We start from the raw sequence: 11765 nt of genomic DNA, 5'->3' as shown, positions 1-11765 counted from the left end.
TTCTGCGGTTTGCGTTGGCGGCCGGCGCTGCGGCTTGCCGCATGTCGGGCGCGCATTCTCCGTCGCTCGAAGAAGTCGAGGATCTGCTGGCCTGAAACGTGCGCTCACCGCTTACGAAAAAGACGGTCATACGCGCGATAAATACGCGTGCTAGCATCGTTTTCAAACTTTGGCGGAGCGCATCATGGAAGACACGATCTACACGAAGGGCATCTACACCGCGACTATCGGCGTTCGTCCGACCGACGACGGCCAGTTCCAGGGCGTCGTCTCGCTGGTCCGGGACGACGGCGAGGATAGCGACGAACCGAAACTCTACGATGTCGCCGCCACATCCCTCTCCGAAGAAGAAGCGCTGGACGAAGCCCGCGCGCTCGCGCACCGGATTCTCGGCGAAATCGAACTCTGAAATGTACGGCGGCACTGGATTTCTCGCGCCGCCGTTTCCGTTTAACTCAGCTTGGACGGGAGACTCAGCATGTCCGAACAACTCTTTCTTTACGGCGTCTATTCAATCCACGTTCGTCCTATTGAATTGGAGGGAACGCGGTGGGACGCTGAATACGAAATCCGTCATCTCGACAAAGCCGTGCAACCGTGGAAAACCATAGGCGGAGACAACGGTTTGTCGAGCCCGACCGATGCCGTCGATGCCGCGCATGTACAGGCCGTCGCCGACATTGAAGCCGGCGCAGGCATTCCCAAACCAAAGACGTTTCCTTAATTTTTGGCAGCGGACGAAGCCTTCTGCGCCTCGGCTTTATCAATCGATACCGCGCGCTCATGCGCCTCGCGTGACGTTGCACGCGCGACGTACTCGGACAGCGCGCCGCCCGGTTCGATCAGCTTCGCCATATACGCAATCTGCAGCGTGCTTGAAACGAGGATATCGGCGGCTGTAAAACGCTCGCCTAGCAACCACGGCCCGTGCGCGAGCGCCGATTCGATCGCCTTCTCCACGCGACCCAGATCACCCCAGCCGAAACTCACGCTGTTTCCGGGCGCGCCGATCATCTTTTCAGCCATTGCCGGTTCAAGGCACGCGCCCGTGAAGAACATCCACTGGAGGAAGCGGCCGCGTAGAGGATCGTCGAGTGGAACGCCGAGGCCGGCCTGCGGGTGTTTATCGGCGAGATACAGGAGCACCGCGCCCGACTCTGCAACGCAGACGCCGTCGTCATCGAGCGCGGGCAGCTTCGACATGGGATTTACCGCACAGAACGCCGCTTCGTTTTGTTCGCCGGCGCGGATGTTCACGTATGCGAACTCGTACGGCACACCCAGTTCCTCGAGCATCCACAGCGCGCGAAACGCGCGAGTCTTTGGCCAGTAGTAGAGCTTCATGGGCGGATCTTCCTCGTTGTGAGGCTGCATATCTTCGTCGCAGCAGGAGCATTGAGATTACCCGCTCCTGGGCACTTCGCGGTGCGGGTTAACCACACGTTAGCCATTCGGCCGGCTTTTTCTACTCAACGGCGATCGATAAGATGGGTTTCATTGCGCTGCAGCTCATATGAGCGCGAGAAACGCAAAAAATCTCCGCTTATGGCGAGGAAGAATGACGACATCCCTCAATACCAACGATAAACGCCGGAGACTTCATGAACGCGCGTGTCCCATTTGCAGACCATCCGCCGCTCGCCGCCTATCAGCTCACCGATAACCTCAACGCAACTCATGGCCGGATCTTCCTGACGGGCACGCAGGCGCTGGTTCGCCTCGTCCTGATGCAACGGCAACTGGACCGATCTGCGGGCATGAACACCGCGGGTTTCGTGAGCGGGTATCGTGGATCGCCGCTTGGCATGGTGGATCAACAATTGTGGAAGGCGAAGAAGCTGCTGGCGTCGCACGACGTGCGCTTCCTTCCCGCAATCAACGAAGAACTTGGGGGCACCGCGGTTCTCGGCACGCAGCGCGTGGAATCCGATCCTGAACGCACGGTCGATGGCGTGTTCGCCATGTGGTACGGCAAAGGCCCGGGCGTGGACCGTGCCGGCGATGCGCTCAAGCACGGCAACGCCTACGGTTCCTCGCCCCATGGCGGCGTGCTCGTCGTGGCGGGCGATGACCACGGCTGCGTGTCGTCATCCATGCCGCATCAGTCCGACCAGGCGATGATTGCGTGGCATATGCCGGTGGTGAATCCATCGAATATCGCCGATATGCTCGAGTTCGGTCTTTATGGATGGGCGTTGTCACGCTTTTCGGGCGCATGGGTGGGATACAAGGCGATTTCGGAAACAGTGGAGTCAGGATCGACCGTCGACCTCGATGCGTTGCAGACCGTTTGGCCGGCGCCGGAAGGTTTCGTCGCGCCTGAAGGCGGTTTGCATAATCGCTGGCCCGACCTGCCGAGCCTGACAATCGAAGCGCGGCTGGCCGCTAAGCTGGAAGCGGTGCGCTATTTCTCCAAGACCAATTCCATCGATAAATGGATCGCCCCAAGCCGTCATGCGAACGTCGGCATTGTGACGTGCGGCAAGGCGCATCTGGACTTGATGGAAACGTTGCGCCGTCTGGATCTGACCGTCGATGATCTCGACGCCGCTGGCGTGCGCATCTATAAAGTGGGCTTGTCGTTTCCGCTAGAAACCACGCGGCTCGATACGTTCGTGGAAGGCCTGTCCGAAGTGCTGGTCATCGAAGAAAAAGGCCCGGTGATCGAGCAGCAGATCAAAGACCATTTGTATAACCGGACACAAGGTGCGCGGCCGGTTGTGATCGGCAAGAACGCGCAGGACGGCGCAATGCTGTTGAGCGCGCTTGGCGAACTGCGTCCGTCGCGCGTGTTGCCTGTCTTCGCCGACTGGCTCGCGCGGCACAAACCCGCGCTTGATCGGCGCGACAAAGTTGTCGATCTCGTTGCGCCGCAAATCCTGTCGAATGCCGCCGATGCCGTCAAACGCACGCCGTATTTTTGCTCGGGCTGTCCGCACAATACATCCACCAAGGTGCCCGATGGATCGATTGCCCAAGCCGGAATCGGTTGCCATTTCATGGCTTCTTGGATGGAACGCGACACGACCGGCCTGATCCAGATGGGCGGCGAAGGTGTGGATTGGGCGTCGCATTCCATGTTCACAAAAACGCCGCACGTCTTCCAGAATCTCGGCGACGGCACGTACTTTCATTCGGGCATCCTGGCGATTCGCCAGGCGGCCGCGGCGAAGACGAACATCACGTACAAGATCCTATACAACGACGCCGTCGCAATGACCGGCGGCCAGCCTGTCGATGGCAGCATTTCCGTGCCGCAAATCGCGCGGCAGGTCGAAGCGGAAGGCATCGCAACGCTGGTCGTGGTCAGCGACGAACCCGAAAAATACGACGGGCATCACGACCAGTTTCCGAAGGGCACGACGTTCCATCATAGAAGCGAACTCGACGACGTTCAACGGCGTTTGCGTGACATCAAAGGCGTGACGGTCCTCATCTACGATCAAACGTGCGCAGCGGAAAAACGCCGCAGAAGGAAAAAAGGCGAATTCCCCGACCCGGACAAACGCCTGTTCATCAACGAAGCCGTGTGCGAGGGTTGCGGCGATTGCGGCGTGCAGAGCAATTGTTTATCGGTCGAACCGGTGGAAACCGAACTCGGACGCAAGCGCCGCATCGACCAGTCGTCGTGCAACAAGGACTACTCGTGCGTGAACGGCTTTTGCCCGAGCTTCGTGACGCTGGAAGGCGCGAAACTCAAGAAGGCGGCCGGCAACGGATTCGATCCCGAGGCGCTCGCGGCAGGCGTGGAGGGGTTGCAGGAACCCGCGCTCAAACTCGATAACGCGCCGTACGACATCCTGATCACCGGGGTCGGCGGCACGGGTGTGGTCACGGTCGGCGCGCTCATCAGCATGGCGGCGCATCTTGAAGGCAAGAGCGCGTCGGTGCTCGACTTCATGGGCTTCGCGCAAAAGGGCGGCGCGGTGCTGTCATTCGTACGTTTCGCCGCGACCGATGCCTTGCTTAACCAGGTTCGCATCGATACCCAGCAGGCTGACGTGCTGCTCGCGTGCGACATGGTCGTGGGCGCGAGCGCCGACGCATTGCAAACCGTCCGGCATGGCCGCACGCGCATTGTCGTGAACACGCACGCCATTCCGAACGCGACGTTCGTGCAGAACCCGGACGCGAATCTTCACGCCGGATCGCTGCTCGAAAAGATGCAGCATGCAGCGGGCGTGGAGCGCATGAACACGTGTGACGCCCAGGCGCTGGCAACGCGCTTTCTCGGCGACACGATCGGCGCGAACATCCTGATGCTGGGTTACGCGTGGCAACTCGGACTCGTGCCCGTGTCGCACGCGGCGTTGATGCGCGCCATCGAGTTGAACAACGTCGCTGTACCTATGAACAAGCTCGCATTTGCCATCGGGCGATTGGCGGCTGCGGATATCGGCGCACTTGAAGCGCTGCGCAAGACCTCCGCCGCGCCGCGAATCGAAATGAACGCGATGCCGCTCGAAACGTTGATTGCCGATCGCGAGGCGCGATTGCTGGCATATGGCGGTTCGCAATATGTGACGCGATACCGCTCGTTGGTTTCAGTTGCCGCTTCATCCGGCAACGATGCCGTGACGCGGGCGGTCGCCACGACCTTTTATCGGCTGCTTGCTGTGAAAGACGAATACGAAGTCGCGCGGCTTCACACCGATCCCGCTTTCCGCGCGGCTTTGGAAGCACAGTTCGAAGGAACCGCCGGCCAGGATTTCGCCGTGAAGTTCAACATGGCACCGCCGGTTTTATCGAAGGCGAAAAATGGCGGCGCGCCGCGCAAGATGACGTTCGGGCAATGGCTATGGCCGGTGCTCGGCGTGATGTCGAAGGTGCGTGGTTTGCGAGGAACAGTGATCGATCCGTTCGGCCGGTCGCTGGAACGCAAGATGGAACGCCAGCTTCCCGGCGACTACGAAATCACCGTTCAACGCGCGCTCAGGGCGATGACGCCTGACAACACAAAGGACGTCGAAACGCTTGCGCTGCTGCACGAACGCATTCGCGGATATGGGCACGTGAAGCTGGCGAATTTATCGATGGTGAAGCGGCGCGAACGCGATCTGGGCGCGAAGCTCGGGATTGCGGTCGAGACGGGACGCTACGTGCAGGCATCACTGGATGAGCTCAAGGGCGCCGGCGCCCTGAGGGGGATTCCAGTCGTCGTGGCGAAATGAAAAGACGCGAGCTGATTCACGTGGATCAGCTCGACCCATTCCTACTCTTCCTCCTCCGCCTCCCAATCGATGTCTCCGCAAAGCACGACGCGCTGGCCGCCCATGCGAGTCTCCACCGACAACGTCACGCAAGGAAGCGCCTCATTGATCGATAAATACGGCTTCGTCACGTGCACGCGATCCGGCGCGCCCAGCGCGTCCCTGAAGTAGGGACGGCGCAGCCAGTTCGCGCCTTGAGCATCGATCAAAGGCAACAACCGCGCTTCATGGGCAGCCCGATCAGCCCGAAGGACGACGTTCCGGCCGGCTTGCCGCCCGTTGACATCGAGCAGAAAACATCGGGCGGCGTTATCGAGGGCGAGGAAATTCCAGCACACCTCTTCCAGCGGCTCGCCTGCCGCCAGCCGCTCGGCCGCGCGCTCGAACGCACGTACATACGGTTGCAGACGGGCTGCCACCCGCCGCTCCTTCGCCTCGGTCTGCAGGCGGAAACGCTCCGTCAGCTCGCTCATCAACGTGTGCGCCTGAGGCGCATCGGCAAGACCCGGATTCGGACGTCCGAAGAAAAATCCCTGCACGAAATCCGCGCCGCTTGCAAGCGCCAGCTGCGCCTCATGCTCGGTTTCCACGCCTTCGATCAACACCAGCTTGCCCGCTTCATGCAGCAGCGAAACCACGCCGCACAGGATGGCCTCCATGTTGCGCCGGTGCTTGGAGTGGCTCATCCCGTGCAGCGTATGAGCCGACTGCGCAGCATGCGACAGCATCACGCGGTCGAGCTTCACGATATCCGGATCCAGTTGCCATATCCGTTCGATATTCGAATGTCCCGCGCCGAAGTCATCAAGCGCGATCAGAAAGCCGTGCTCACGAAAATGCTGCACGGCTTCGGCGAGTTTCTCGATGTCGTCTGCCCGATCCTCCAGCACCTCGAGCACCACACGACGCGGTTCGATATTCAGGCGCTTTAGATTCGCCAGCAACGCGGCCATGTGATACGGCTCGGTCAACGAACCCGGATGGACATTCAGGAACAGCCATTCGTTCTGAGCGCCCAACACGTTGAAATTTTCCAGATGCAGCGCCTGCGACAGGCGGTCGAGCTGCATGGCCTCTCCAATGCGCGCGGCCTGACCAAACACATCGAGCGGCGACACGGCGCGATCGAGCGCATCGTGCGCACGCAACAAACCCTCATATCCGACCGCCCGCATGTGCGAGAGGCTGAACACCGGCTGGAAGACGCTCGATAGCGTCCAGTTGCCGTGGTCGACCGAATACCGGTCGAACCCCGATGTCACGCTCAGTTCAAAATTCCGCGGCGAGATCGGCTTGATCTTCTCCGGATTCGCTATCGCCATCATGCCTTCCCCGGACGAATGCACGCCTGCGTTTGTGTATCGTGCACTCCATCCTCTTTGTTTTTCGCAATCGATTGCGTTGCTTGCTGCGCCGCCCGCACGCTCAATCCTGGTTTCATACACTGCCCTCGATTATCTTTAAGCGGGGAATCTGCGCGTCCCGTCCCTTTGGATAAAGCAAGCTCCGTGCTCACGAGCCATGAGTGGTTTGCGGAGCTTTCGTCACCGTGTGCACCGAGGCGAGACGCCTCTTTCACGGGACGGCGTGCGGATCGCACCATTGCAGTGCGCGGCCCCGATTCAGACTGGCTCGCCCGTCCAAGCTAAACTTTGGTCCTTTGTTATCAAAAGAGCGTGGCGGGACGAAGTTCGCTCCTCATTGCTCCGATTACCGCACCAAGAAAAAAATGGATATCGTTTTCACCGTACTCATTCTGATGCTGGCAGTCGCGCTGTCCGGCTTCATCACGAGCGCGCTTGCCAGCAAGTTGCCGTTCACGTTGCCCTTGCCGCTCATTCAGATCGCAATCGGCGCGTGTCTCGCGTGGCCGGGATTCGGCTTGCACGTCACGTTCGATCCCGAGCTCTTCATGATGCTCTTTATCCCGCCGCTGCTCTTCGCCGACGGCTGGCGGATCCCGAAGCGCGAATTTTTCATGCAACGCCGCGCGATCCTGCTGCTCGCGCTCGGCCTCGTATTCATGACGGTGGGCGCGCTTGGCTGGTTCCTGCACGTGATGATTCCCGTCATGCCCTTGCCGGTCGCGTTCGCGCTGGCAGCGGTGTTATCGCCAACAGATGCTGTCGCGTTGAGCGGCATTGCGGGCAAGGGACGCATTCCGGCGAACCTCATGCACATCCTCGAAGGCGAGGCGTTGATGAACGACGCGTCTGGCCTGGTCGCGCTGAAGTTCGCCATCGCGGCGGCGCTGACAGGCGTGTTCTCGTTGCGCGCGGCATCGATAAGTTTTGTGGTGATCGCCGTCGGCGGCCTCGTGATCGGCGCGGTGATCAGTTGGCTCGTGACCACGATCCCACGGCGGATCGTAAAGATGTCCGACGACGATGACCCAGCCGCCGGCGTCGTCCTCACGTTGCTGATTCCGTTCGCCGCGTATCTGATCGCCGAGAAACTCGGTTGTTCGGGCATCCTCTCGGCGGTGTCCGCCGGCATGATGATGAACTTCCAGAGCCTGCGCGAGATCATCCCGACGGCGGCGCGCATCCGCATGACGAGCACCTGGACGATGATCGAGTTCGTCTTCAACGGCATGGTGTTCATTCTGCTCGGGCTGCAGTTTCCACACATCATCGGACGCGCGTTGATCGAGGCGCATCACGATGGGCTATACCAAGTGGGCTTGCTGCTGGGCTATGTGGCCGCGGTGGTCATCGCGCTTTATGGGTTGCGATTTGCGTGGGTGTGGGTGCTGCGCTGGGTCGCGAGCCGCGGCGCCGCGAAGCATGGCGTATCGAACGCAGTGCCGGGTGTGCGCACGGTGGCCATGACCACTATTGGCGGCGTGCGCGGCGCGGTCACGCTGGCCGGCGTGTTGTCGTTGCCCGAGGTTCTACCGAACGGCACCGCGTTGCCGGGACGTGATCTGGCCATTTTCATCGCGTCGGGGACGATCCTGATGTCGCTGCTAATCGGCGTGATTGGATTGCCGCTGTTGCTGAGCGGATTGAAGCGTCGCGGCGATCCACACGCGGCTGAAGAACGCATCGCACGCCGTCACGCTGCTCAGGCAGCGATTCGTGCAATCGATGCAGCTCAGGAAAAACTCACCGGCCAGATGGATGAAACCGGCGCGGCGCATTGTGCGGACTCCACGGCACGCGTGATGAGTTTGTACAGACGGCGACTTGAAGGACTCGGCGATGAAGAAGAGTCTCGTCGTTCCGCACGACAAAGTGAGATGGTCGAAACCAAGCTGAAGATGGCCGCGCTGCGGGCGGAGCGATCGGAGCTTCTGAAACTGCGCACGCGCCAGGCTATCAACGACGAAACCCTGAACAAGCTGATGCGCGAAATCGATTTGTCCGAAACCGCGATTGTGAATCGCAAGAAAGGCGCGGCCGCTTGAAGGGAGCTTCATTTCAATCAGCGATTTAAAACGGACTAACGAATAACATAACGGACGTTTTAGGAGTTATCGTATTTTTCAACGATGACCGCCGCGCCATACTTCATCCCATGCGTACTCCATGAAAGCGCATGATGTCGTTGTAACTCTCCGATCTTCCCGCTCACTGCCTTTGGCACTGAGCGGTTTTTTTTGGGCACTGGAGAACCCGGGTCAAGCGGAGCGAGCGGAGCAATCCAGAGGCTCGCCAATCAGCGCGGCAGTTTCCTGGTATTGCCGCCGGTGCGCAACAGGAGCTCCAATGTCGTTTCAAGGCGGATCACGCGCTCTGTAAGCCCTTCGACCTTCGCCTGTTGCGCCTTGACGCTGCTGTTCAACGACACCATGTTGTCGCTTATCTTGATGACGGTCGTGAGCGCGTCCCACAACTTGTCAGTCACGCCCATTACGCGTTCTCCGCCGTCATTGCAGCGATACGCTTGTTCGACTCCTGGATGAACGACAACGTATCAACGAGTGATTCGCTCGCTTGCCTCGCAGACACATTTGCACGCTCAATCAAGGCGAGCAGATCGCGTTCGTCTTCTGACGGTGCAAAGCCTTGTGCTGCCTGACGCATGAGTTCTCCCACGTTCAATCCGAGCCGTCTTGCAGTGCGCGCGATAGCGCGTTTCTGCCCCGTCGTCACCTGCACGATAATCCGTCCGCTTGCTGCTGCCATTTCCGCTCCTAAGCCTGTTTCCCCATGGATAGAAACATAACACTGCGCGAAAGCTCGACGTCAAGCAAAGATTCGCTGCGTTGTGTCAAGAAGCGTCGCAGACAGAAGTTGCAGCCTGAAAACGTGCGATAACTCTCGGCCCGGAAACGACAAAACCGGCCGAAGCCGGTTTTGTCGTTGAAGCGTGGTGGAGAGGAGGAGGATCGAACTCCCGACCTTCGCATTGCGAACGCGACGCTCTCCCAGCTGAGCTACCCCCCCATCTTGAAATCGATTCTAGCACAGCCTAATGACTGCCTGACAAGCGTCAGGTGCGTGCGAACCACCCCATCACTTCGATGGCGATCCAGCCAGAATCCACGCAACGACCGTCCTGATATCGCCCGAATCCATTGACCGATGCGAGGGCATTGGCAACATGCCCCACACGCCGCTGCCGCCATCCCTCACCTTTGCCTCGAGCCGCGCCGGCGCTTTCGCGTCGCCCTTGTACTTCTCGGCGATCTGCTGAAACGATGGCCCCACGAGCTTGCGGTCCACTGCATGACATCCCATGCAGGCGTTCTTGCGCGCAATGTTCATGGCATCGGCGGGGGAAACAGCGGCCGCCGGCGCGTCAACTGCGACCGCGCCTTGCCCCGCCGCAACCAAACCCACCGCAACGACTACGCCACTCAAAAACCACCGCTTCATTTTGCCGCCGGCGCCGGACTGCCCGGATGCACATCCGAGTTCTTGACCGGCGCGGGTGATGTTCCGTCGAGCGGCTTCGAGCTCACCGATGAATCCGGCACGGCGCCGACCGTCGGGTTATCGTCGATAGGCGTCACCGCCGGCGCACTCGCGCCCGATGCAGCCGCCGCCGACAATGCCTGCGCATCCTCAGGCTTGATGTACTGGAACACCTTCACAACCTGCTCCACGCCAGGCGTTTGCGCGGCGACACTCGCGCCAGCCGCGCCTTCGTCACGCGTGACGAGACCCATCAGGTACACCGTGCCGCGCTCGCACACGACCTTGTAGAAATTCGCGCGCAGATCCTTCTCGCCGACCAACGCGCCCTTCACGCGACTTTCCAGATAAGCGTCGTTAGTACGCGATGACAACGAACTCGCGCCCTGAATGGCAAGCTCGTTCACGATGCTGTTCACATTGTTGATGCCGCGCACGACCTCTTCGGCCTTCTGCTTCGCCTGGTCGGTCGGCACTTCACCGGTAAGCAGCACGCGCCGGTTGAACACAGTCACGCTGACGTGTGCCTGATCGGGCAGACTCTCACCAATGCGGCTCTTCGCCTTCACCTGGATCTCCCGATCCTCGGTTTGCGCGCCGAGCGTACGCCGGTCGGTGGCGACCAGCGTGCCGCCGCCCACGGCGCCACCCATTGCGCCAATTGCCAGAAGCGCGCAGCCCTGCATGCTCAGCGCGACGCCCGATAACAGTCCAGCCAGCAACGTGGCCTTGGCAAGCGTCGATTTGACGCGTGTCGTGTTCATCAACTCGTTCCCCTTGAGATCATTCTTCGCCGAGCAGCATCGCGTCGATGCCATCGCACAGGCAATGAATGGTTAACAGATGGACTTCCTGGATTCGTGCCGCCCGCTCGGACGGCACGCAGATTTGGATATCGGTGTCGGCGAGCACTTCACTGATCACCCCGCCGCCGCTGCCCGTGAGCGCAATGACGAACATCTCGCGCTCATGTGCTTCCTGGATCGCGGCCAGCAAGTTGACCGAGTTGCCCGACGCGGAAATGACGACGAGCACGTCGCCTGCCTGGCCGAGCGCCCGGACCTGCTTCGAGTAGATCTCTTCGAATGCAGAACTGTTCCCGATGGCCGTGAGCATCAGCGCATTTGCATCGAGCGAAATGGCAGGCAAGCCAGGACGCTCACGCTCGAACTGTCCAACGAGCGTGGCGACGAGCCGCTGTGCATTGGCTGCCGATCCGCCGTTGCCGCACGCGAGAATGCGCGAACCGTTGGCAAGCGCGCCGAACAACACGTCGATGGCGGCGGCAATGGGAAACGCAAGCGCATCAGTTGCTTCGCGTTGGACGGCCGCGCTTTCGCGGAAATGCTGCTGGATTCGTTCGACGGACATCGACTCTCGGTTAACGGCCGCGACCAGGCGCGGTGATTCAGTGATGGGTTACGTCGGAGGTTTGCGAGCCCGGCGTCCTGGCACTTCGGGCTCCGCGCAGTTTACCGCACTCGTTGTCCCCCATACTCAAGATACACACGGCTTGCGCTAGTTATCCGCACGAAAAGCATCGCGCAGCCAGACGATACGGCCCGCGTCGAACGCGATCACGTCAAATCGGCACGCGGGCAACGCGCCGCGCCAGGTCATCAGATAATGCTGCGCCGCGAGAACCAGCCGCCTCTGCTTGTGTGCGCCGATGTTTGCCGCTGCGGCGGCAAGA

Annotated in this window: 12 protein-coding genes and 1 tRNA gene; 4 read left to right on the top strand and 9 right to left on the bottom strand. The window is 60.5% G+C overall.

Annotated elements, in window-relative coordinates; translation table 11 throughout:
* Window positions 1-184: 184 nt before the first annotated feature.
* Entirely contained in the window at window positions 185-409 is a 225-nt protein-coding gene (locus tag ACRXB1_RS18780; RefSeq protein WP_062168689.1) for a hypothetical protein, read from the top strand.
* Window positions 410-478: 69 nt separating this feature from the next.
* Window positions 479-724: a hypothetical protein gene (locus ACRXB1_RS18775; RefSeq protein ID WP_062168687.1), complete on the top strand. Its 246-nt coding sequence runs from the start codon at window positions 479-481 to the stop codon at window positions 722-724.
* Here ACRXB1_RS18775 and ACRXB1_RS18770 read toward each other — a convergent pair.
* On the bottom strand, window positions 721-1344 hold the full coding sequence (locus ACRXB1_RS18770; RefSeq protein WP_062170358.1) for a glutathione S-transferase family protein: 624 nt from the start codon (window positions 1342-1344) through the stop codon (window positions 721-723). The genes ACRXB1_RS18775 and ACRXB1_RS18770 overlap by 4 nt on opposite strands.
* Window positions 1345-1601: 257 nt before the next feature.
* Here ACRXB1_RS18770 and ACRXB1_RS18765 point away from each other — a divergent pair, with 257 nt between their 5' ends.
* The gene (locus ACRXB1_RS18765; RefSeq protein ID WP_449492840.1) at window positions 1602-5171 is read left to right on the top strand and encodes an indolepyruvate ferredoxin oxidoreductase family protein; all 3570 of its coding nucleotides are present in this window, start codon (window positions 1602-1604) and stop codon (window positions 5169-5171) included.
* Window positions 5172-5212: 41 nt separating this feature from the next.
* Here the strand turns inward: ACRXB1_RS18765 and ACRXB1_RS18760 are convergent, their stop codons facing one another.
* Entirely contained in the window at window positions 5213-6532 is a 1320-nt protein-coding gene (locus tag ACRXB1_RS18760) for an EAL domain-containing protein (protein WP_062168683.1), read from the bottom strand.
* Window positions 6533-6939: 407 nt separating this feature from the next.
* Between ACRXB1_RS18760 and ACRXB1_RS18755 the strand changes: the two genes are divergently transcribed.
* Window positions 6940-8619: a Na+/H+ antiporter gene (locus ACRXB1_RS18755; RefSeq protein ID WP_086383260.1), complete on the top strand. Its 1680-nt coding sequence runs from the start codon at window positions 6940-6942 to the stop codon at window positions 8617-8619.
* Window positions 8620-8870: 251 nt separating this feature from the next.
* Here the strand turns inward: ACRXB1_RS18755 and ACRXB1_RS18750 are convergent, their stop codons facing one another.
* The 7 genes from ACRXB1_RS18750 to ACRXB1_RS18720 form a co-directional block, all read right to left on the bottom strand.
* Entirely contained in the window at window positions 8871-9065 is a 195-nt protein-coding gene (locus ACRXB1_RS18750; protein WP_062168679.1) for a hypothetical protein, read from the bottom strand.
* Window positions 9065-9340, bottom strand: coding sequence for a plasmid mobilization protein (locus ACRXB1_RS18745; protein WP_449492839.1), 276 nt, complete (start codon window positions 9338-9340; stop codon window positions 9065-9067). The genes ACRXB1_RS18750 and ACRXB1_RS18745 overlap by 1 nt, the downstream gene beginning before the upstream one ends.
* Before the next feature lie 185 nt (window positions 9341-9525).
* Window positions 9526-9601 (bottom strand) — tRNA-Ala (locus ACRXB1_RS18740).
* Between the two features lie 69 nt (window positions 9602-9670).
* The gene (locus ACRXB1_RS18735) at window positions 9671-10033 is read right to left on the bottom strand and encodes a c-type cytochrome (RefSeq protein ID WP_449492838.1); all 363 of its coding nucleotides are present in this window, start codon (window positions 10031-10033) and stop codon (window positions 9671-9673) included.
* On the bottom strand, window positions 10030-10836 hold the full coding sequence (locus ACRXB1_RS18730; protein WP_062170350.1) for a BON domain-containing protein: 807 nt from the start codon (window positions 10834-10836) through the stop codon (window positions 10030-10032). The genes ACRXB1_RS18735 and ACRXB1_RS18730 overlap by 4 nt, the downstream gene beginning before the upstream one ends.
* A gap of 19 nt (window positions 10837-10855) precedes the next feature.
* The gene (locus ACRXB1_RS18725; RefSeq protein ID WP_075359051.1) at window positions 10856-11443 is read right to left on the bottom strand and encodes an SIS domain-containing protein; all 588 of its coding nucleotides are present in this window, start codon (window positions 11441-11443) and stop codon (window positions 10856-10858) included.
* A gap of 147 nt (window positions 11444-11590) precedes the next feature.
* The coding region (locus ACRXB1_RS18720; protein ID WP_449492841.1) for a YraN family protein at window positions 11591-11765 on the bottom strand (175 nt) is incomplete at its 5' end.

The organism is Caballeronia sp. M23-90 (genome assembly GCF_053574605.1).
This window is presented reverse-complemented; position numbering and strand designations above follow the sequence as displayed.

Bases quoted from the DNA above. Each gene is read 5' to 3' on its own strand.
- ACRXB1_RS18780 (WP_062168689.1), top strand. From the start codon at position 185: ATGGAAGACACGATCTACACGAAGGGCATCTACACCGCGACTATCGGC.
- ACRXB1_RS18775 (WP_062168687.1), top strand. From the start codon at position 479: ATGTCCGAACAACTCTTTCTTTACGGCGTCTATTCAATCCACGTTCGT.
- ACRXB1_RS18770 (WP_062170358.1), bottom strand. From the start codon at position 1,344: ATGAAGCTCTACTACTGGCCAAAGACTCGCGCGTTTCGCGCGCTGTGG.
- ACRXB1_RS18765 (WP_449492840.1), top strand. From the start codon at position 1,602: ATGAACGCGCGTGTCCCATTTGCAGACCATCCGCCGCTCGCCGCCTAT.
- ACRXB1_RS18760 (WP_062168683.1), bottom strand. From the start codon at position 6,532: ATGGCGATAGCGAATCCGGAGAAGATCAAGCCGATCTCGCCGCGGAAT.
- ACRXB1_RS18755 (WP_086383260.1), top strand. From the start codon at position 6,940: ATGGATATCGTTTTCACCGTACTCATTCTGATGCTGGCAGTCGCGCTG.
- ACRXB1_RS18750 (WP_062168679.1), bottom strand. From the start codon at position 9,065: ATGGGCGTGACTGACAAGTTGTGGGACGCGCTCACGACCGTCATCAAG.
- ACRXB1_RS18745 (WP_449492839.1), bottom strand. From the start codon at position 9,340: ATGGCAGCAGCAAGCGGACGGATTATCGTGCAGGTGACGACGGGGCAG.
- ACRXB1_RS18735 (WP_449492838.1), bottom strand. From the start codon at position 10,033: ATGAAGCGGTGGTTTTTGAGTGGCGTAGTCGTTGCGGTGGGTTTGGTT.
- ACRXB1_RS18730 (WP_062170350.1), bottom strand. From the start codon at position 10,836: ATGAACACGACACGCGTCAAATCGACGCTTGCCAAGGCCACGTTGCTG.
- ACRXB1_RS18725 (WP_075359051.1), bottom strand. From the start codon at position 11,443: ATGTCCGTCGAACGAATCCAGCAGCATTTCCGCGAAAGCGCGGCCGTC.